Source organism: Maribacter sp. UH1 (assembly GCF_056839145.1).
In genome coordinates this window covers 2,862,799-2,884,091 of sequence record NZ_CM166387.1, presented here as the reverse complement: position 1 = coordinate 2,884,091, position 21,293 = coordinate 2,862,799, and the positions used below count along the sequence as shown (strand labels likewise).

Genomic DNA, 21,293 nt, shown 5'->3' with positions numbered 1-21,293 from the left:
AGTAATTTATAATTTATATAATGGCTGCCTTATTAATTTAGGGCAGCTATTTTTTTTTACAACTTTTAATAACCCCCGCATGCTACATCTATTACAGATTACAAAAGAAAAAAAACTGATTACTAGTTATTTGATTACATCAGCATTGCTAGCTCTTTCATGTTCTGACCAGAAAAAAGAACCAATCAAGAATGTAGCACATAACAAATCAAAAAATCAAAAAATTTTTAATAGTATCCCAAGTGAACAAAGTCAAATAACATTTAGCAATGATCTTAAGGAAAACATGGAAACCTACGACAATGTTTTCAACTTCGATTATTTTTATAATGGCGCAGGCGTTGGTGTTGAAGACATAAATAACGATGGACTATTAGATATTTTCTTTTCTGGTAATCAAGTAGACAACAAACTATATCTAAACAAAGGCAATTTTATATTTGAAGATATTTCTACAACGGCTGGTATTAACATCAACAAAAAATGGTGTAACGGTGTAACCTTTGTAGATATCAATAACGATGGTTGGCATGATATTTATGTTTCACAAGGAGGTCCTAATAATAGGAGTAACAGAAACAACCTTTTATACATTAATAATCATGACAATACCTTTACAGAAAAGGCGAAAGAATATGGAATTGACGATCCGGGCATCTCCACTCAAACTGCATTTTTTGATTTCGATAAAGATGGCGATCTTGATTGCATTGTAATGAACGAAAATGAATTATATGGTCTAGACCCCATTTCTCTTCTTAAAACTGTTAATAGTTCAACGGAAACCAAATACTTTAACAGTAGTCACTTTTACGAAAATATAGATGGAAAATTTATAGATATCACCAAAGAAGTAGGATTAGAAAATCCAATATTTGGCTTGGGTTTATGTGTTTCTGATATCAATAACGATGGGTATTTAGATATCTATATTTCTAGCGACTATTACTTACCTGACGCGCTATACCTAAATACCAAGAATGGTGGTTTCAAAAACTCGGTAAAAGAACTGACCCAACATATTTCATTTTATGGCATGGGCTTGGATATTGCTGATATAAACAATGATAAATTACAAGACATATTTGTTTTAGACATGGCTTCTAGCGACCATTTTAGAGCCAAAACACTTATGGCTTCAATGAGTACAGAGAAATTTAATTACCTCACTAATACTGCTGGTTTTCAATACCAATACATGTTCAATTCACTTCAATTGAATTTAGGAAAGAATCACTACTCCAATATCTCTCAACTTACATCAATGGCAAGCTCTGATTGGAGCTGGTCCGTATTAATGTCAGATTATGACAACGATGGATTAAAAGATGTTTTCATTACTAATGGATACCGTAAATATGCATTAGATAATGATTTTCAAAATAAAGTATACAAAAACAAGGTTAAATACAAAGGCAATATCCCAAATAGCATAAAACAACAATTGTATGACGAAATGCCTTCTGAAAGTCTTAGTAATCTTATATACAAGAATTACGGCAATTTAGACTTTAAAGAAATTAGCAGGAATTGGGGCTTAGAAGAACTAACATTTAGTAATGGGGCGGCACAAGCAGATTTTGACAATGATGGCGATTTAGATTTGATTATAAACAATATTGATCAGACAGCTCTACTATATAAAAACAACACAGTTGAAAATGATTTAGGAAACTTTTTAAAAATAAAGACCAATGATCAAAATAAAGAGTCATTTGCCAAGGTTACCATCTCACATGACAACAAAAATCAATTTGAAGAAATAAAAAGGGTAAGGGGTTACATGTCTTCTCAAGAAAATTCTGCACATTTTGGCATCGGAAAATCAACGAACATAGACACTGTTAAAATTGAATGGCCAAGTGGAAAAATAGCCTACCAATTTAATGTTAAACCAAATTCAATACTAACTTTTTCAGAAACTGATGCGAAATCTATTTCCAGCAAACCATCTTTTGATAAAAACTCCTTTTTTATTGCAAAAAACGACAAAGAATTTAAATTAGATTTCAGACACAAAGAAACAAGTTATGATGACTTTGCACAAGAAATTTTACTACCCTACAAACAATCTAATACCGGACCGTTTATGACCAAAGGAGATGTTAATAGTGACGGAAAAGAAGATCTGTATGTAGGTGGTGGATCAGGACAGTCAGGATCAATTTATCTGCAGACTCAAAATGGCTTCATCAAAAAAACTCCAAAATCTTTTCAGCTAGATAAAGGTAAAGAGGATGCTGAATCAGTATTCTTTGATTTTGACAATGATAATGACCTAGACCTTTATGTTGTAAGTGGAGGAAATGAATACGGAGAAAGCTCATCTTACTATGCAGATAGATTGTACCTAAATGATGGCAATGGTAATTTTCAAAAATTAGATACCCCAATATTGCAATCCCTTCCCAAAAGCGGTAAATCTGTTACCATCATAGATTTTGATAAAGATGGTGATAATGATGTTTTAGTTGGTAATAGAATTATACCACACAATTACCCATTGCACAGTGCATCTATTCTCTATGAAAATGATAACGGAGTATTAAAGAATGTAACTAAAGCTATTGTTCCTGGGCTAGAAGATTTTGGATTAATCAACAGTATTATTACCACGGATTTTAATAATGATGGTTGGCAAGATTTTATTGCCGTAGGTGAATGGACCCCTATTGGTATGTTTGAAAATAAAAATGGAAAATTTGAACGCCTAACCACTAGTGACACATCCTTACATACCAAAGGCTGGTGGTTCAAAATAAAAGAAACGGATATAAATAATGACGGCAATAAGGATTACATAGTGGGTAATGTTGGTAGAAACATCAAATTTACCGCTAGTGAAGAAAAACCTTTCAAAATTTTCGCCAATGATTTTGATAATGATGGTGTAAACGATGTGGTATTAAGCAAAAAATATCATGAAACATATGTGCCTGTAAGAGGAAGAGAATGTTCTTCCCAACAAATGCCATTTATTAAGGATAAGTTTTCTACTTATAATGATTTTGCTCAAGCAACCATGGAAGATATTTATGGTGAGAAATTAAAGGAAGCATATACAAACGAAGCAACAGAATTTAATTCTATACTACTTTTAAATAAAGGGAATAATAAATTTGAAAAAATCAACCTACCCAATGAGTCTCAATTATTTCCAACTTTAGCCATATCATTGTTTGATTTAAATAATGACGGATTTGAAGATTGCGTAGTTTCAGGAAATATATATGAAACAGAAGTTGAAACACCACGGTTAGACGCTATTTCTGGACTGGCTTTAATTTCTAATGGTAAAGATGGCTACATACCATCTACCATGGAGAAAACAGGTCTTTATCTACGTGGAAATGTTAAAAGTATGGAATCAATAAAATTTAATGACCAGACTTTGTTAGTCACTGGTTATAATAACGAGAAACTAAGAACTTTCGAATTAACAAAAAATTAAACATCCTGAATATAAGAGGTTTAAAAATTATATTTAAATTAAGCATCTTAAACAACCACACCATGAAAAAAATCTTAATGTTAGCTATTACCGCAATAGCAAGTACAACTTTACAAGCTCAATATTCTGGGCAAGTACCAACAAATATGGGAGGAGCTAGTCAAAATGCAGCAGCAGGTGCTGCAATAGCAAACTTCCTAGGTCCTGTAAACGAGGCTTATCAAAAAAGACGAGAAATAGATCTAGACAAATTTCAAGGTTCCCCATACACTTCCAATACTTTTGCCCCAACAATCTTAAAATACAATGACGAAGTTGTTGGCAATATTTATTATAGATACAATGCTTTGAACGAGGAGATTGAAATTAAAAAAACAGCTTCTGAGGAAGAAGCGTACCAAGCTTTAGTAAAAGATAAAGAGATTAGCCTTCTTATTAATGCTAAACCTCTAAGTTTTAAAACTTTTGTGACAGAGAAAAACGCTACTCTTAATGGGTATTTATCTCTTATTCAAAAAGGTAGCAAGTATGATTTATACGAAAGAACACTTGTTAAGTTTACAGAAGGGCAACCAGCACAAAATTCATTTGTAGCAGCTGTACCAAGTAGGTTTACAAAATTTACAGAATTCTATTTCCAAAAAAATGGTGTAAATAGAATTGATCAGGTTCCGCTAAAGAACAAAAAACTAATTAAGTTAGTAGATGAATCTAAAAGAGAAGAACTCAAACTTTTCTTAAAAGAAAACAATCTAAACATTAAAGACGAATCAGATTTAATTAAAGTATTTGACTATTTAAATAGCTAAAACATTTATCTCTAATATTTAAAACCGCCCAACAATAGTTGGGCGGTTTTTATTTACCTTTGCCTCATGCAAAAAACCACTCAAATTTATGGCTTAAGAGCCATTATAGAAGCTGTTAATTCAAATGAAGAGATAGACAAGGTATTTCTTCAAAAAGGTCTTAAAGGAGACCTTATGAAAGAACTTGAGGGTTTATTGCGTCGTAATGAAATCAATATGGTCTATGTGCCTATTGAAAAATTGAACAGACTTACAAAAAACAATCACCAAGGTGCAGTTGCCAACATCTCCCCTATCGGATTTCATACTCTTGAAGATTTAGTGGAAAAGGCGAACGAGAAAGAAGGTCCCGCTTTATTTTTATTATTGGACCAGCTATCTGATGTACGTAATTTTGGAGCAATCATTAGAACTGCAGAATGTACCGGAGTTGACGGAATCATTGTTCAAAAGAAAGGTGCCGCTCCTGTAACCGCAGATACCATTAAAACCTCTGCCGGTGCTGCATATAGAGTGCCAATAGCAAAAGTAGATCACTTAAAAGATGCTGTTTTCTATTTACAGGCATCAGATATTAAAATAGTATCGGCTACCGAAAAAACAGATGATTCTGTTTATGATGTTCCTTTTACAGATTCTATAGCCATTGTTATGGGTGCTGAAGATCGTGGTATTACGCCTTCTATTTTAAAAGCTTCTGATTATAGAGCTAAACTTCCATTATTAGGTGAGATTGAATCGTTAAATGTTTCTGTTGCATGTGCCGTTTTCTTATACGAAGCGGTTCGCCAACGTTTGTAACTATAATTTACCTATCTGAATCACTTTTAGAGCTTTTCTTGAAGATGTAGTTATATTTAAAACTTTCTTCTTCCTCGAATTCCTCTTCTATGGGTAACTCCCTGAAGTTTCCGTTTTCATCAAAATGCTGTAAAAACAAATCATCTTCTTCTTTAAAATCTTCCTTCTCCCATTCATACTTTTTGGTTGGTGGAATGCGTGCTTTCACCATTTTTGCAAGAAACAATCCCGTGAGAAAACCGGCTAAATGTCCTTCCCAAGACATTCCTTCCTTAACCGGAAATATATACCAAAGCATACTCCCATATATAAAAACAACAATTAAAGAAAGTGCTACCAGTCTAAAGTGAGAACTAAATATTCCTTTGAAAAAAATAAAACTAGCCAGCACATAAATAAGTCCGCTTGCACCTATATGATAGGATGTTCTACCTATTAACCAAGTTATTAAACCGGATAAAATAATGCCATAGACAACTACTTTCCAAGCAACATCTTTATAAAAATACCAAAGCGCAGTAAGTAAAATGGCTAAAGGAATTGTATTGTTATAAAGATGCTCCAAAGAACCATGAATAAATGGACTAAAAACTACTCCGCGTAATCCCAATAGTGTTCTTGGCATTACCCCCATTTCATTAAAGTTCACGCCCAAAATCAATTCTACCCAATACACGCACCAGATGACTATCATAGCAAATAGCGGAATAGCCAGCACTTTATTAGAAAACTTAAAATGTCCCATTTCTGACATGAGCTTGTTTTAATTTATAGCTTACAATTATACTACCAACGTTTGCAAATTGGTCATATTGTCACTTCAATCCTTACTTAACAATCAATTGGCAACATACTTTTCTCTTCTCATTTAAGAATATTATATTTTTGTACTATGAACGAACCTTTAGCAGAACGCGTACGTCCAAAAACATTAGACGAATATATTAGTCAGCATCATTTAGTAGGTGAAAAGGGCTCGCTAACGAATCAAATAAAGAAAGGTATTATTCCTTCATTAATTCTTTGGGGACCTCCAGGAACAGGAAAGACAACTTTAGCAAATATTATAGCAGAACAAAGTAAAAGACCTTTTTATGTTTTAAGTGCCATAAATAGTGGTGTTAAAGATATTCGCGAGGTCATTGACAAGGCTAAACAAGCCGGCGGATTGTTCACCGCTAAAAACCCTATTCTATTCATAGATGAGATACATCGTTTTAGCAAATCTCAACAAGATTCGCTCTTGGCAGCGGTTGAAAAAGGTTGGGTAACTTTAATTGGGGCTACTACTGAAAATCCAAGTTTTGAGGTAATACCAGCACTACTCTCTCGTTGTCAGGTCTATATTTTAAATGCCTTTGGAAAAACGGATTTAGAAAATTTGATCAAAAGGGCAATGGAAAAAGACGCATTGCTAAAATCAAAAAAAATAGAATTAAAAGAAACGGAAGCCTTATTACGTATATCTGGAGGTGATGGTAGAAAATTGTTGAACGTTTTTGAATTGGTCGTTAATTCTGAAGAAAGTGACACCATTGTCATTACGGATGAATTGGTACTGTCTAAAGTTCAAAAAAACACGGTTCTTTATGACAAAACGGGGGAACAGCATTACGATATTGTATCGGCCTTTATAAAATCTATTCGTGGTAGTGACCCCAACGGCGCGGTGTATTGGTTAGCGAGAATGATAGAAGGTGGTGAAGACGTAAAATTTATTGCACGTAGAATGCTTATATCTGCCTCTGAAGATATTGGTTTGGCAAACCCTACCGCTTTGGTAATGGCAAATACAACTTTTCAGGCAGTGACTTCCATTGGTTATCCAGAAGCACGAATTGTATTAAGTCAATGTGCAATTTACTTGGCAACCTCAGCAAAGAGCAATGCAAGTTATATGGCGATAGGAAAAGCACAACAGGCAGTGAAACAAACAGGAAATTTGACCGTTCCACTTCCATTAAGAAATGCACCTACCAAATTAATGAAAGACTTGGGCTACGGGCAAGAGTATAAATATGCCCATGATTACCAAAATAACTTTGTGGATGCTGAGTTTCTACCTGATGAAATAACTGGAACTACCTTCTATAAACCTGGTAACAATGCCAGAGAAAAAGCGCTTAGCGATTTTATAAAGAATAGATGGAAAACGAAATATGACTTTTAGAATTTGATATTCAATTCTTCTTGAACCAATTTATCGTTCTCATAGTATTCAAAAATCCAATTTCCGTCCTTTTGGTATACCATACCGTTCTTAGTATCTGTCTTTGCCATAAAAACATTGTCTGCAGAGCTCTTCATTAAGTTCATTCTTACCTTTGGAGAACTATCTACCAATTGGTAACCGGTTTCTGTAGCCTGTGCATACCAAATATCTTTTACAGCTGTCTTTTTGACTTCTATATTTTTTAAAACAGATGTTTTTGGCTCTGCTTTCTTAATATTGGATGCTACGGGAGTTTGATCTTTATAGTATTGCGTTTTCTCGGTTTCCTCAGAAATCACCGCCGTACTTTTGGTAACTTTCTCCTTTTCTTTTGTTTTTTCTCCTTCTAAAATCTTAGCAGCTTTAGACTCATCTAATTTTTTAACGTCATTTTTAAAACTAACGGTCACCGGCTCCTCTTTTTCTTTTTTATCAATATAAGTATAGTTGATACCATTAAAAGAACGCATAGATTCTCTAATTGCTTCATTATATGCCTCTTTATACTGCTTTATCTTACTTATACCCTGCATGGTACTAAAAACAATCTTGTCATTACAGTCTATTAAATTAATGATGGTCTTGGTAGAAAACATACTACTATCATCTTGTAAATCTGCAACAACACCCAAACATCTATTAAATTTTAAATCATCGGGCAATTGATCGTCATATACCGTAGTAAATCCTTTACCTGTAAATAGAAATTTTATCAACGTACTTGTTTGATGTTCATTCATATTCTTAAAGGCATCAAACTTCTTTGGAACAATGATGTACTTGTAATCATCTAAGTTCTCTTGGGCATACGAAGAAAGTCCTATAAATGTGAATAGTATTGCGATAACTGTTTTCAAAACGACATAATTTTAAATTCATCGTAATATATGAAAAAAGCATGCCAAAAAAATAAAAGAAGCGTAGAAGATGTGCTACTATTTACGACCCCATGATATAATATTCAACCCAAGTTGAAACGATGCGTAATTGGTTGCGGCTATATTATTATAAGATAGCAGGTTATCTCCCATAACATAAAAATTAACTGGTCCGGCTTGTAAATTCATTCCCAATCCTATATTGGTTTTACTAAATTTATCTACAGTATAAGTTCCTTTAAATGCCAAAGCATTACCTATTCTACGGGTATAAAAACCTGTTAATGCCATTTGTGGACCTCTAGGTCTATTGATCATATATAATTGTCCACCAAATGAATTTCTGTATTTAGTGCGCAACTCTCCACCACCAGAAGAGCCAGCTGTACAATCACAATTTTGCGAACCACCATTACCCACAGGTTCTCCAAAATCATTTCTAATAGATGCATATAATTTTGTGGGTCTAAACGAAACATAGCTTTTAGTGTCAGTTTCAAAAGGCACTACTTCCTCAATTTCATCTACCAATTCTTGCCAAAAATCTCTATCTAAACTTGCAAAATTTTCAAGTACATCTATTTCTATACCTTCTACAGATGTATTTCCTTTTAAACTATAACTTTTAGAGTCTCCAGAATGATAAATAAATCCTACGTCCAATAAACTGCCGGTAACCGTTGTTCGCTCAGATAAATGATATGTAAACCCCAAGTCTACACCTAAACCCAGATCCCCACCAAAAAGGGCTCTACTTATAATTTCATTTCCAAGGGCATCATCGTTATTTGCATCTCTTAAACTTCGTAGTCCAGATGTACGCAGCAGCAAATCTGCATTTAAATTCGTGGCAATTAAATTGTTCTGCCCCTCTACATTACTTAAATGTCCATTATTTGTTGAAGAACTATAGTCCGCAATAGCCGAGTATAATTTTCCCCTTGCACCTAAGGTTAAATTACGATCTATTCTTTTATTGATGCCAAAATGAAAAACATTGACTAAAGAACCACGAACCTTTAAATCTCCCAAATCATATCTTCTACCCAACTGATCAGCATTACCGTCAAATAACAGATAAGCATAATCTTGAGGCCAGTAGCCTATATTGTCAAACTCAAGATATCCACCAAACGAGTAAAATATATTCGGATTCTCACTTCTGAATCCGCCACTCAAATATTCCATTTGTATCGTGGTACTTAACTCATCTTTTGGAGTAAGTACATCTAAAGCCCGCTCCTTGAATTTTATATTGATATCTATGCCATCATTGGCAAAAATATCATTGATGGATATAGCATTAGAACCACCATACCCAGAAATACCAGATAACATAGGCACACCTGCATACCATTTAAAATCAGATTCTACACCGGGGTTTACAGATAGTGATTGTGGTATTTCATTAAAATCATACAGAATTTGCTTATTCTGAGCTTTTAAACTCAAAGTAAGCAAAACGCCAGCTATAAAAAAGCATTGGCATAATCTCATCGTATATCTAAAGTAAATTGTGCACTAGAACGAAGCACGATTGCGGGATCTTGTAAAGTGGACTCGCTAGTATTATCACCTAAATTAATAGCGGTCAATCTTATTTCTGAAGTAGCTTTTATAATATCTAAACTTTTACCGGTTGCCCCATATGCCACATCTCTTTGCAGAATTGCCGTTGGTGCCGCATCCATACTAAAAACTTCGGTATCCAATACATTTTCGGCTTCATCTAAAAACTCTAGTCTAATTTCTATAGGTTTACTGGTAGTATTCTCTAACTCATAAGCAAGCACTCCAGCTAGCACTCTTTCAGCAAAAAATGGCTCTTCAAAAGCATCAAAATTAAAATCCTGAGTAAAAAAATCTAGACCTTCCACTCTATTGATCAAGGTCTCTTGGGCTTTTACGTAGAAAATACTGGTTTCATAATCTGGGGTAATGGTTAAATCGTCTAACTGATCAAAATCTTGCTCTTCAGAACAAGACGTAACCAGCAGCAGACCTACCATTATCAATGTTAGAATACGTACCATTTTCATCACCTCAAACAAGTTTTATACTTATAGACAAGCGTCTATAGTAATAGTAACTCTACAAAAGGGATTTTATTTCTTGCAAATCGTAAATAATAGGAGCAATATTGTGACTTTCTTCTTTATGAGCGTTAAAGTGTAGGGTATAGAACCCTAATGATTTAGCGCCCATAATATCTGCCTCTAAGCTATCACCAATCATCAATGATTGTTCTGGCAAGACACCAGCTTTATCTAAAGCCAAATTAAAGATAACCGGGTTAGGCTTTTTAGCTCCTGCCATTTCAGAGTCTATAATCTGATCAAAATAACCATGAATACCAGCGTTTCTAAGCTTCTTTTCTTGAACTTCTTGAAAACCGTTGGTTATAATGTGTAGTTTATACTTCCGCTTTAAATACTCCAACACCTCTATCGCATTAGGAAAAAGAGTATTAAATGAAGATAAATGGTTTATGTATTCTTCGGATAACATATGGATAAGATCATCTGTAGCCGGATAACCCATAGTATCAAAAACCGATTTTAAACGTTGATACCGCAATTCTGATTTTGTTATTTTATCATCTCTAAACAATCTCCAGAACTTCAAATTTGCAGGTACATACACCTCTAGAAAAGCTTCTAATTCAACTTCTACCTTTTGCTCGTTGAATATTTTCCTAAATGTAAGTGCCGAGTTCTGATCAAAATCCCACAGGGTATGATCTAAATCGAAAAAAATATCTGTTACTTTACCTTCAAACATGCTGTTGTTTTATTACCTCAGAATAAACGGTCATCCAATCTCTATCTTCCTTGTTTCCTAAAACTTCATTAGAAAACATAGCTATCAGTGTACCATTAACTTTTTTTACCTCATTCGTCAACAATTCTATTTGACGATAAATCTCTTCATCCTTCTTAATCTTAGATAAAGAAATATCATGAATAGCGAACGGATGCACTTTTATAGGCTGCTTTACCTCTAACGGAATATCGTAAAATTGAAACGGAGTACAAGTACCTGCTCTAAAACCAAGCTCAAAGGTATACCCCATAGTAAAGTCGTTCGTAAATTCCGCTGCTATCAAATTCCTATAAGTTTGCGGTACATCTACCCTATTATATCGCATTTTACAATTGTTAACAGGTCTATTGATGACCTCTTCCAAATTTGCCTTTTCCTTTTTTAAAAGTTCAAGATCGGAAAATGAACTATAACTAGCCGCCAATGAAACCGGCATATAATCTGCCACATGTTTAATGAGCGACTTAAATTTTATACTATTTGTTGAAACGTTTTTATCGTACTTCGAATAATCCGCAAACTGAAAAAAGAAATTGCATTTTATTTTATACTTTTTGTGCAAACCGATGAGCTCATTGTAATTATCATAAGGATCTTTTTGCCTATTTAATCCTACAGCAATACGTTCTACCACTCTTTTAAGCTTGAAGGTACCTAAGTCCATCAGCATTCCTATAACACCACGCATGAGACCACGGTTGGCATAGCAATGAGAAGTGGCGACATCTATAACAGAGATAAAGTCATACGTTTTGTTTTTATATTCCAAATCCGCAAAACGTTCTTTCAGTGCATTTAACAGTTTGAAAGCCCAAATATCAACAACAGGTTTTTTAAGGAATCCGTTTTGAAAAGCGATACTGTCTTTAGGAGAAAACCTTCCATGTATATCCTTTACATGAGGTAAATACTCTTCATATCTAGAGAGCATAAAAAAACTAGCGGCAAAAATATCAAAAGGTAACGTGCTTCTTTCCCCTGCCTGAAAAAAGCAAGGCGTACCATCATAATCCCCTATATTCAACTGAATATCATTAATTCCCTGTTCAAACAACAAATCATTGCTACGAATAAAAAATTCGTTCTGCAGGGGTTGTTTTGTATAGGTGATCTTTGGTCCCGTATGTTTTATAAACTCTTCTACCTTTGTAGTAAAATCTAGCTCAATACCCAATATATTCACGAAGATATGCCTCATGATATAGGTAAGACGCGGAGTGATTTTATGTGTATAAATCAATAACATTTATAGAATATTTTCATCTGCAAAGCTATAGTAACTTTTTTGGGTAATGATCAAATGATCCAACACTTTAATATCTAAAGTTTCACTGGCAATTTTTAACTTCTGGGTAATCTGTTTATCGGCAGCACTGGGTCTTAAGGTACCTGAAGGGTGATTGTGGGCAAGAATAATGGCAACCGATCCAAGCTCTAAAGCTTGTTTCATAACAATCCGCACATCTACCAAAGTACCGGTAATACCACCTTTGCTTAATTGTGCCTTATGTAATACTTTGTTGGAGTTGTTAAGAAAGAGAATCCAAAATTCTTCATGTTCTAAATCGCCCAACAGCGGTTGTAAAATCTCGTATACATCCTTACTACTTCCTATTTTCTCTATTTTGGCGGCATCTTCTCCCCTACGTCTTCTACCTACTTCTAATGCAGCCGCTATGCTTACCGCTTTTGCTTCTCCAATACCTTTAAAGTTCATTAATTGCTTAATGGAAAGCCTACCTAATTCATTTAAGTTATTATCTACGGATGCCAAAATACGTTTAGATAGCTCAACTGCACTTTCTGATCTACTGCCAGAACCTATTAAAATGGCAATCAATTCAGCATCAGACAATACCGAACGACCCTTCTGAACTAGTTTTTCTCTTGGCTTATCATCATCTGACCAATTTTTAATAGATAAAGAAGTTGGTTTATCGTGCATTGGCTAAAGATACAGAACAAATTATTTTATGGTAAATTTATGCATCAATTAAAAAAACCAACCATGAAATCGATTTTGAACGAAGAGGCATACCAAGAAATTAAGGGTAGAATAAATCAACTCTCAGAAACCTCTGAGAAAGGTTGGGGCAAAATGACCGTTGGACAAATGTGTTGGCATTGCCAGTACCCATTAAAATTAGCTATTAAGAATACACCCAATACTTCTAAAGGCAATTGGTTCGTAAAAACGTTCTTTAAAAAGTCTTTGTATAATGATAAGCCGTGGAGAAAGAATTTACCAACGGCACCTCAACTAAAAACAAAGGAAGCCAAAGACTTTGCTGCTGAACATCAAATACTAAAGACTTTAGTGAACGATTTTTATGCGGTACGTGAACGTAAAGAGTGGTACCCACACCCTGCATTTGGCACGTTTACAAAAGAGCAATGGGGTCAAATGCAATACAAACATTTAGATCATCATTTGAAGCAATTCGGCGTTTAGTTGTTGGTTGTTGGTTGTTGGAAAAAACAAATTCAAATTCAAAAGTCAAGTTCAAATTCAAGAATTAAGTTCAAGTTCAAAAAGGACTTGATACTTTGTACTTAATTTCTTTACTCTATTATCTATTTTCTCTATTCCAACTTTACACTTAGTACTTTATACTCTTTACTTCAGACTTCAGACTTCAGACTTCAAACTTCCGCCTTAACCCATCAACTCTTGAAATCTCTTCAAATCGAATCCGCCATAATTACCTGAGCTCATAAGTAACAATGTGGTGTTATCGTACGGCTGACTTTCTAAGTAATCATGAAAAGAGGCAGCATCGGTAAATATGTTTAAATCGTCTCTTTGAAAAGCTTCTGAAATTTGTTCGGGGGTTACCGCTTCTAACTTCTTAATAGCTACAGATTCCGGTAAGAAGAAAATTACCGCTTCATCTGCAGCATCCAAAGCACCTTTATATTCCTTTAAAAACTCCGGATTAAAACTGCTGTACGTGTGCAACTCTAAACAAGCTATCAGTTTTCTATTAGGATATTGCTCTTTTACCGCTTTTGTAGTAGCTGCAACTTTACTTGGAGAGTGTGCAAAATCCTTATAGGCAATACTTGAATTACCTTCCGCTATTTTTTCCAATCGTTTAGATGCCCCTTTGAATGTGGCAATAGCCTCATAAAAATCATCCTCGTCAACTCCCATATTTTGGCAAATCCACTTTGCTCCTGCCAAATTGCTTAGGTTATGTTTCCCAAAAACCTCAATGGGCATTGGTCCCTCATTAGTTTCCAACAGCGTTTCCCCTTCTTCTACACTATATTCAGGTGTGGTATACGGTAATTTTCTAATGGCATTTTCAGAAGCTTCAACAATCTCTGTTACTGTTTCGTCTTCTATGTTATATGTAATAGAACCACCGTTAACAATACTATCAACAAATATTTTAAACTGCTCTACGTAATTTTCAAAAGTGGGAAATACATTAATATGATCCCAAGCAATACCACTTAACAAAGCAATATTAGGTTGGTATAAATGAAATTTAGGTCTGCGGTCTATTGGTGAAGACAAATATTCATCGCCTTCTAGCACTATAAAATCATTATCCTCTGTTAAATGCACCATTCTATCAAAACCATCTAATTGTGCACCGACCATATAATCTACCTCAATATCATTAAAGTTAAGTACATGGAGTATCATTGAGGTAATGGTTGTTTTACCATGACTACCGCCAATAACTACTCGTGTTTTATTTTTAGATTGCTCGTATAAAAATTCTGGGTAAGAGTAAATAGTGATTTCTAATTCTTGGGCTTTTAGCAATTCTGGGTTATCTGCTTTGGCATGCATACCCAATACAATAGCATCTACATCACTTGTTACTTTTTCAGGAAACCAGCCAAATTCACTGGGCAACAAACCTTTTGCCGCTAATCTAGATTTAGAAGGTTCAAAAATAACGTCGTCACTACCTGTAATAACATATCCTTTATGTTCTAGAGCCAACGCTAAATTGTGCATGGCACTTCCTCCTATTGCAATAAAATGTATTCGCATTACTAAATTTTAGGTGGCAAAGATACGTATTGTGCATTTACTATTTTCCAATTCCAACAAAACTAGAGCTTAGCAAATCCCTTAAAAAATGGCATTATCATCGACGAAATACGTTAATTTTTAACACTTTCTATCATGTTTAGTAGTATTCACCCTACATTATGATGTTTTCACAACATATAATTTCCTACAAATACAACCGGAAATACCTTTAACATCTATTAAGGTATTCAACAACCAACCCCCTATTAATGAATAAATTAAAAATTAGGTTCTTAGCCATTGTGTTTTTTACGCTTGGTTTCTCAAACTTGGTCAAAGCACAATGCGCAGGAAATGATGCTAGTGTTGTAGTCTGTGAAAAAGATGCAGATGACACCAACCGTAACTTTGCCTTATTTCCAAGACTAGGTGGCTCACCTACCGCTGGCGGAACATGGTCAACCACAAATCCAGAAAATTTCTATGCTTTAAACCAAAGTACGGGAATCGTTGATTTATGGCGTATTAATAACTATGGAACGCACTCCTTTGTATATACCAATACAGATTGTAATGAAACTGCTACCGTAACCATAACTTTAGGTGGTTACCCTGGTGAAGATAATATTGATGGTAGCGCCAATGCCTGTGGTGATGACCCTAGTGTAAACTTACACGGATTTTTAGGAAGTAATGTAGACGGAAAAGTTCAAGATTTCAATGGTCTTTGGGAAGAAGACCTTAGTACATTTACAGGTCAGTTAGAAGATAATATCTTCAATGCCCAAATGGCAGGACCCGGAATATATAATTTTACGTATACCGTACCAGATGTTGATAGTTGCTTAGAAAGAACTTCAACAGTAATTTTAGAAGTGCACCCACCACCTAATGCTGGTGATGCTTTTGGTCTTACATTTTGTGCAGATGATGATTTATCTGCCTACACCGCATTTAATCTCAGCGACCAATTGGTAGGTGAAGATCCTAATGGAACTTGGACAGAAAATGGCACAAATCAATTAAGTGACCTCAACGATTCAGTCATTAACATTCAAGAAATGTATGACAATTTTGGTTATGCAGATTTCACGTTTATTTATACCGTTTTCCCTAGTCACCCAGTGTGCGAAAAAAGAGAGACCGAAATAAGCATTAGTATTTTACCTGTGCTACACGGTACTATTACCGCAGATGATATATGTGCTGGCGAAGACTATGTTGTTGATCTAGTTTACGATGATACGCTATTGCACAATGGTGATTTTTTAATTCAGTATACCATAGATGGTTCCATTGGCGATTCACCCGCAACATTAGCTAACGGAAATGGAGATTTTATTGTCGATCCTTCTTTAGTACCCTTAAATCAAGAAGTAACTCTTGAAATTATTGGCATAACCAGTGTTACTCCCCAACGAGCTGTTTGTGATAGAGTTGTTGTGCCACCAACTACGTTCTTGGTTACAAGCTCATCTGTTAGCGCAGAAGATATCTGTGTTGATAATGACAATACCATTCAGGTAATTGAAATTCTTGACACCAATGGTAATTTAGCTAATGGAAACTTTACTACAGCATATACGATTACTAATCCGGATGGAGCTACCATAACTTCAGATGCGTTTGAACTTGAGTTTACTGATGGTGCAGCTACGTTCATTGTTCCCGGAAGTAATTTTACGGAAGGTGGAGATTATGGAATTAGACCTACAATAAGCGATATCTACGCCACTAGTTGTCCAATTACGGATACCATTACGGTAACTCCGTTACCAGATGCTATTCAACTAGATTTGATCATAGATAATAATTGCGATGCCACACAAATAGATGTACTTGTTGATGCGCCAATTCTACCAGATGGGACCTACACCATTACTTATGATGTTACTGAGTTAGGTTCTAATACGGTGTTGACGACCAATACCATTAATTTTACCGGTGGTACTGCAGCATACCAAATAGATGTAGATGCATTACCTATTGGTAATTATACAGCCAATGTACGTAGCATACAGGATGATACCACACCATGCCGATTAGATTTTGAGTTTGAAGAGAGTGAAAATTTCTCAAGAGGCGGAATGCCGGAAGCCCCAACAGCCGATGCTAGTCAGACTTTTTGTCTGAGTGATTTTGATGGAACCCCAACATTAATGGATATTAATGTTACCGCAGCTGGCGATATCTTATTTTACAATACGGATACGGATACCAATATTCTACCTATCTCTACTGAACTTATTGATGGTGAAGATTATTTTGTAACCAATAGCGATCCACTTACCAATTGCGAAGGCACTGAACGGGTTCAGATAACTGTTAATTTCAGCAATCCTGATGCGCCAACTACCACAGTTAGTAACCCTTTGTTTTGCGCAGAAACGAATCCGACTCTGGCAAATATCGAATTAACGGTCGTTTCTGGAACCTCAGTTACTTGGTTTGACGCTCTCTCAGGCGGTACTGCATTAGACAATGCCACGCTTCTTGTTGATGGGCAAACATATTTTGCTTCTACCAATAGCGGTGGTTGCACGAGCACAGAACGATTAGAAATTACCCCGACCGTAATTACCGTGGCACCAACAGCTATTTCTTCAGATATATTATCTATTTGTGGTTTAGATGACCCTACTGTTATAGCATTAAGAGCCTTAGAAAACGAAACAGAAAATGAAGTATTATGGTTTATAACCGAAACTGGCGGTACAGCACTAACAGATGATATTCCTTTAGTACCAGATACTACGTATTACGCCGAGAATTATAATTCCGTTACCGGATGTTCTTCTGCAACACGTGTTCCTATTACTATAGATTTCAGTGATTGCGATCCCGAAAATTATGACTTTTTTATACCAGACGGATTTTCACCGAATGCCGATGGCAGAAACGACACTTTTTTCATTCCTAATATAGAAATGATATTCCCCAATTTCACTTTAGAAATTTTAAACAGATATGGAACCACCTTATTCAAAGGTGATATAACCAACCCAGCGTGGGATGGAAGGAACGGTTCTTCAACAGCACCCAACGGAGTCTATTTCTATATCATCAATTATAACAAAGGCAATTCAGAACCTATTCAAGGTCGCTTATACTTAAACAGATAACCCATGCACAAGAAATTAACAAACACACCTTGGGGTATTTGCATCCTTATGCTTTTGTTCCTTTTAAAAATGCAGGCACAACAAGACCCGCAGTACACGCAATATATGTATAACATGAATGTGGTCAACCCTGCTTACACGACCAATGAACCAGGCATGCTCAATTTTGGTACGCTATACAGAACCCAATGGGAAAATGCTATTGGCGCACCAAAAACGCTGACCTTTTTCGCCCACACTCCGTTATCTGAAAAAATTGAAATGGGCGCATCTATTATATCAGATGATATTGGCGACGGTTCATTGAAAGAAAATAATATCTATGTTGATTTTGCTTATATCCTTAAGCTAGATGAGCAAAGTAATTTAAGCTTAGGATTAAAAGGAGGTATCACTACTTTCGAAACTAATTTTAACGGATTCAGGCTACCAGAGGTTCAAGATGATCCTGCCTTTAGTGAAAATATGAACAACACCTTCCCAAATGTGGGTATAGGTGCATTCTATAACAGAGATAAGTTTTACGCAGGTCTGTCTATTCCAAATTTATTGACTTCCAAACATTTAGAAAATAGAGATGGGCTTAACCGCATTGGCTCAGAAGCCATTCACCTTTTTGGTATGGCAGGTTATGTATTTGACATCAATCCAAAATTAAAACTAAAGCCATCTGTATTGACCAAAATAGTATCGGGCGCACCTATTACGGCAGATGTATCTTTCAACGCACTGTTCAATAATCGTTTTGAAGGGGGTGTCTCGTACAGATTAGATGACTCTGTCAACGCCATGTTCAATATTGCGGTCATACCTTCTGTTAGAATAGGCTATGCTTATGATTACACCTTGTCTAATTTAGGCGCATTCAATAATGGATCACACGAAATTTTTGTGCTGTTCAACCTAGACCTTTGGGGACTTAAAAAAGGCTATGATAAATCTCCTAGATTCTACTAAAATGAAAAACTTACATATTTATATCATCCTATTTCTAGGAATATTTCAAGCGTCATGGTCACAAGATTTAAAACGTGCCAACGACCTATTTGAAAAGAAATACTATGCAGATGCCATTGCCTTATACGAAGCGGCATTGCCTAGCAACAAAAGCAGTCTGGTCGTGAAAAATTTGGCAGATAGTTACTACCACACTTTTGATTTAAATGCATCGGCACGTTGGTATCGTTATCTTATTTCCAATTATGGAGATACGGTAGATGAGCAGTATTATTTTAAGCTGAACCAATCTTTAAAAGCTATTGGCGAATATGACGAAGCCGCACAAGTATTTTTTGATTATTACACCAAAAAAGGTAGTACGGAAAAGTTACAGCAACTAAAAGAAGAAAATACATACCTAGAAAATGTAAAAGCGATCGGTAATCGTTTCGCTATTGCAAACAGTAATCTAAATACGACCACATCGGAATTTGGGGCAATGCAGGTAGGTGATGCTATTTGGTACACCGCAGCACATAAAAAATCAGCTTCAAAAACATACCGGTGGAACAATCAGCAGTATCTTGATATTTATACACACCCAAAAGATCAAGAACAACTGGGCGATAGTATTAGTACAAGCTTATCAAATACTATTAATACAAAATTACACGAAGGTTCTTTTACGGTTTCACCCGACGGAAACACGATGTATTTTACCCGTAACAACTATAACCATGGTAAGCGTAAAACCGATGACAAAAAGGTATCCAATTTAAAAATATACAGCGCTAATTTAGTTGATGGGGAATGGAAGAATATAACCGAACTTTCGTTCAACAGTGACGATTATTCTAATGAGCACCCAGCTTTAAATGTAGATGGTACAAAATTATATTTTTCTTCGGATAGACCAGGCGGATTCGGTTCTTTCGATATTTATGAAACAAGCCTGCAAACCGATAATACATTTAGCAATCCCATTAATTTAGGCAGTGAGATCAATACGGAAAAGAAGGAGCAATTCCCATTTATAGCTTCAGATAATTCACTTTACTTTTCATCGAACGGTCACCCAGGTTTCGGACTTTTAGATGTCTTTGTTTCTAAAAACGAGAATGGAACATTTCAGCATCCGGATAATTTAGGGTTACCAGTAAACAGTGGTTATGATGATTTCTCGTATGTATTGAATACTGATAATGCATCGGGTTATTTTGCATCGAACAGACCATCTGGTAAGGGTAGCGATGACATCTACAGTTTTAGCGTAACCAAAGAATTATCAATTGAAGATTGTGAACAATTTATTGCCGGTATTATTACGGATCGTACCACTACCCTACCGTTAGCCAATGCAACGGTAACTTTAATAAATGCAGAAAACGAGGTCATAGCCACATGCATTACCAAAGAAAATGGTGCGTTTGATTTTAATATTGTCTGTGAAGCATCCTACGAAGTAAAAGCAGAAAAAAACGGATATGAGGGTAATGCCAAGAACATCCACAGTACAAAAGAAAGAAATGCCGAACATGATGCTTCCATGAGCTTATATTCCATCCTAGAAAAACAAAAAACAGCAGCACTGGCATTACAAGAAAAGCAAGAAGCTGAAAAACTACGCACCGAACAAATGGCTGCTAAAAAGTTAGAGGCAGATAAAAAAGCCGATCTATTAGCAGAAAAACAACGTATTGAAGAAGCTGAACGTTTAACGCAACAGCGCATTGCCGAGAAAGCAAAAACGGAGAAGGCACTGGCAAAGAAAATAGCCGATGCCATAGCTACAGAAGAAGCTTTAGTAAAAGAGAGCGACCGTACCGTTATACAGACCGAAGAAATACATTTCGATTATAGTTTATGGTATCTAAGAAGAGAGTCTCGCGAACGTTTACAGACCGTTATCGATATCATGAAGAAAAACCCAGGTATGGTCATTGAAATTGGCACCCATACAGATATTCGTGGCAATAAAAGCTATAACAAAGACCTATCTCAAAAACGTGCCGATTCTGCCAAAGATTTCTTGGTTAAAAACGGAATTGAATCTGGCAGAGTGGTTTCAAAAGGATACGGAGAATCAAAACCTATTGTAGTTTGTGCAACTGAAGAAGCCTGTTCTGAAGAAGATCATGAGTGGAACAGACGCTGCGAATTTGTAGTACTTGATTGGAAATACGGCTACTAACCGAAAACAACATTTCTAGACGAACATCTATTATAAAATTGCGACAGATTCTAGTATCTTTAGTTCTTAAACT

The 21,293-nt window shown here is 35.5% G+C and carries 16 protein-coding genes; 8 read left to right on the top strand and 8 right to left on the bottom strand.

The window, feature by feature from the left end:
- The first annotated feature begins 79 nt into the window (after positions 1 to 79).
- From UH1x_RS12440 to rlmB, 3 genes are all read left to right on the top strand, one after another.
- Positions 80 to 3,451 carry a VCBS repeat-containing protein gene (locus tag UH1x_RS12440; protein WP_482621977.1) on the top strand — a complete coding sequence of 1,124 codons (3,372 nt, stop codon included), beginning with the start codon at positions 80 to 82 and terminating at the stop codon, positions 3,449 to 3,451.
- Between the two features lie 62 nt (positions 3,452 to 3,513).
- Entirely contained in the window at positions 3,514 to 4,260 is a 747-nt protein-coding gene (locus UH1x_RS12435; protein ID WP_157486444.1) for a hypothetical protein, read from the top strand.
- A gap of 66 nt (positions 4,261 to 4,326) precedes the next feature.
- Complete coding sequence (rlmB, locus tag UH1x_RS12430; protein WP_482621976.1) at positions 4,327 to 5,061, top strand: 23S rRNA (guanosine(2251)-2'-O)-methyltransferase RlmB; 735 nt, start codon at positions 4,327 to 4,329, stop codon at positions 5,059 to 5,061.
- A 7-nt stretch (positions 5,062 to 5,068) separates the two neighbouring features.
- Here the strand turns inward: rlmB and UH1x_RS12425 are convergent, their stop codons facing one another.
- Positions 5,069 to 5,815, bottom strand: coding sequence for a rhomboid family intramembrane serine protease (locus UH1x_RS12425; RefSeq protein ID WP_482621975.1), 747 nt, complete (start codon positions 5,813 to 5,815; stop codon positions 5,069 to 5,071).
- Between the two features lie 138 nt (positions 5,816 to 5,953).
- Here UH1x_RS12425 and UH1x_RS12420 point away from each other — a divergent pair, with 138 nt between their 5' ends.
- Positions 5,954 to 7,231, top strand: a complete 1,278-nt coding sequence (locus UH1x_RS12420) for a replication-associated recombination protein A (protein ID WP_036152116.1) — start codon at positions 5,954 to 5,956, stop codon at positions 7,229 to 7,231.
- Here the strand turns inward: UH1x_RS12420 and UH1x_RS12415 are convergent.
- The 6 genes from UH1x_RS12415 to radC all read right to left on the bottom strand — a co-directional run bounded on the left by UH1x_RS12415 (position 7,228) and on the right by radC (position 12,919).
- Positions 7,228 to 8,130 carry a hypothetical protein gene (locus UH1x_RS12415; RefSeq protein ID WP_482621973.1) on the bottom strand — a complete coding sequence of 301 codons (903 nt, stop codon included), beginning with the start codon at positions 8,128 to 8,130 and terminating at the stop codon, positions 7,228 to 7,230. The two genes, UH1x_RS12420 and UH1x_RS12415, sit on opposite strands and share 4 nt — an antisense overlap.
- 78 nt (positions 8,131 to 8,208) lie before the next feature.
- The gene (locus tag UH1x_RS12410; RefSeq protein WP_482621972.1) at positions 8,209 to 9,648 is read right to left on the bottom strand and encodes a DUF5723 family protein; all 1,440 of its coding nucleotides are present in this window, start codon (positions 9,646 to 9,648) and stop codon (positions 8,209 to 8,211) included.
- Entirely contained in the window at positions 9,645 to 10,184 is a 540-nt protein-coding gene (locus tag UH1x_RS12405) for a hypothetical protein (RefSeq protein WP_482621970.1), read from the bottom strand. The genes UH1x_RS12410 and UH1x_RS12405 overlap by 4 nt, the downstream gene beginning before the upstream one ends.
- A gap of 58 nt (positions 10,185 to 10,242) precedes the next feature.
- The gene (locus UH1x_RS12400; protein WP_482621969.1) at positions 10,243 to 10,932 is read right to left on the bottom strand and encodes a YjjG family noncanonical pyrimidine nucleotidase; all 690 of its coding nucleotides are present in this window, start codon (positions 10,930 to 10,932) and stop codon (positions 10,243 to 10,245) included.
- On the bottom strand, positions 10,925 to 12,220 hold the full coding sequence (locus tag UH1x_RS12395) for a polysaccharide deacetylase family protein (protein WP_482621967.1): 1,296 nt from the start codon (positions 12,218 to 12,220) through the stop codon (positions 10,925 to 10,927). The genes UH1x_RS12400 and UH1x_RS12395 overlap by 8 nt, the downstream gene beginning before the upstream one ends.
- The gene (radC, locus tag UH1x_RS12390) at positions 12,221 to 12,919 is read right to left on the bottom strand and encodes a RadC family protein (protein ID WP_482621965.1); all 699 of its coding nucleotides are present in this window, start codon (positions 12,917 to 12,919) and stop codon (positions 12,221 to 12,223) included.
- Between the two features lie 63 nt (positions 12,920 to 12,982).
- On the opposite strand from radC, the gene UH1x_RS12385 reads away from it, so the two are divergent.
- On the top strand, positions 12,983 to 13,426 hold the full coding sequence (locus UH1x_RS12385; RefSeq protein WP_482621963.1) for a DUF1569 domain-containing protein: 444 nt from the start codon (positions 12,983 to 12,985) through the stop codon (positions 13,424 to 13,426).
- A gap of 204 nt (positions 13,427 to 13,630) precedes the next feature.
- On the opposite strand, the gene UH1x_RS12380 is transcribed toward UH1x_RS12385, so the two are convergent.
- On the bottom strand, positions 13,631 to 14,986 hold the full coding sequence (locus tag UH1x_RS12380; protein ID WP_482621962.1) for a UDP-N-acetylmuramate--L-alanine ligase: 1,356 nt from the start codon (positions 14,984 to 14,986) through the stop codon (positions 13,631 to 13,633).
- A gap of 251 nt (positions 14,987 to 15,237) precedes the next feature.
- On the opposite strand from UH1x_RS12380, the gene UH1x_RS12375 reads away from it, so the two are divergent.
- Genes UH1x_RS12375 through UH1x_RS12365 form a run of 3 tightly spaced genes read left to right on the top strand, consistent with a single transcriptional unit; the run spans position 15,238 to position 21,220 of the window.
- Entirely contained in the window at positions 15,238 to 18,090 is a 2,853-nt protein-coding gene (locus UH1x_RS12375; RefSeq protein WP_482621960.1) for a T9SS type B sorting domain-containing protein, read from the top strand.
- Positions 18,091 to 18,093: 3 nt separating this feature from the next.
- Positions 18,094 to 19,047, top strand: a complete 954-nt coding sequence (locus tag UH1x_RS12370; RefSeq protein ID WP_482621958.1) for a PorP/SprF family type IX secretion system membrane protein — start codon at positions 18,094 to 18,096, stop codon at positions 19,045 to 19,047.
- Complete coding sequence (locus UH1x_RS12365; protein ID WP_482621956.1) at positions 19,022 to 21,220, top strand: OmpA family protein; 2,199 nt, start codon at positions 19,022 to 19,024, stop codon at positions 21,218 to 21,220. Before UH1x_RS12370 ends, UH1x_RS12365 begins: the two co-directional genes overlap by 26 nt.
- Positions 21,221 to 21,293: the final 73 nt, after the last annotated feature.

What these genes read in the sequence shown, in the direction of transcription:
- UH1x_RS12380 (WP_482621962.1), bottom strand. Translation starts at nt 14,986, where the DNA reads ATGCGAATACATTTTATTGCAATAGGAGGAAGTGCCATGCACAATTTA.
- UH1x_RS12395 (WP_482621967.1), bottom strand. Translation starts at nt 12,220, where the DNA reads ATGTTATTGATTTATACACATAAAATCACTCCGCGTCTTACCTATATC.
- UH1x_RS12385 (WP_482621963.1), top strand. Translation starts at nt 12,983, where the DNA reads ATGAAATCGATTTTGAACGAAGAGGCATACCAAGAAATTAAGGGTAGA.
- UH1x_RS12420 (WP_036152116.1), top strand. Translation starts at nt 5,954, where the DNA reads ATGAACGAACCTTTAGCAGAACGCGTACGTCCAAAAACATTAGACGAA.
- UH1x_RS12370 (WP_482621958.1), top strand. Translation starts at nt 18,094, where the DNA reads ATGCACAAGAAATTAACAAACACACCTTGGGGTATTTGCATCCTTATG.
- UH1x_RS12365 (WP_482621956.1), top strand. Translation starts at nt 19,022, where the DNA reads ATGATAAATCTCCTAGATTCTACTAAAATGAAAAACTTACATATTTAT.
- UH1x_RS12375 (WP_482621960.1), top strand. Translation starts at nt 15,238, where the DNA reads ATGAATAAATTAAAAATTAGGTTCTTAGCCATTGTGTTTTTTACGCTT.
- radC (WP_482621965.1), bottom strand. Translation starts at nt 12,919, where the DNA reads ATGCACGATAAACCAACTTCTTTATCTATTAAAAATTGGTCAGATGAT.
- rlmB (WP_482621976.1), top strand. Translation starts at nt 4,327, where the DNA reads ATGCAAAAAACCACTCAAATTTATGGCTTAAGAGCCATTATAGAAGCT.
- UH1x_RS12440 (WP_482621977.1), top strand. Translation starts at nt 80, where the DNA reads ATGCTACATCTATTACAGATTACAAAAGAAAAAAAACTGATTACTAGT.
- UH1x_RS12405 (WP_482621970.1), bottom strand. Translation starts at nt 10,184, where the DNA reads ATGGTACGTATTCTAACATTGATAATGGTAGGTCTGCTGCTGGTTACG.
- UH1x_RS12425 (WP_482621975.1), bottom strand. Translation starts at nt 5,815, where the DNA reads ATGTCAGAAATGGGACATTTTAAGTTTTCTAATAAAGTGCTGGCTATT.
- UH1x_RS12435 (WP_157486444.1), top strand. Translation starts at nt 3,514, where the DNA reads ATGAAAAAAATCTTAATGTTAGCTATTACCGCAATAGCAAGTACAACT.
- UH1x_RS12400 (WP_482621969.1), bottom strand. Translation starts at nt 10,932, where the DNA reads ATGTTTGAAGGTAAAGTAACAGATATTTTTTTCGATTTAGATCATACC.
- UH1x_RS12410 (WP_482621972.1), bottom strand. Translation starts at nt 9,648, where the DNA reads ATGAGATTATGCCAATGCTTTTTTATAGCTGGCGTTTTGCTTACTTTG.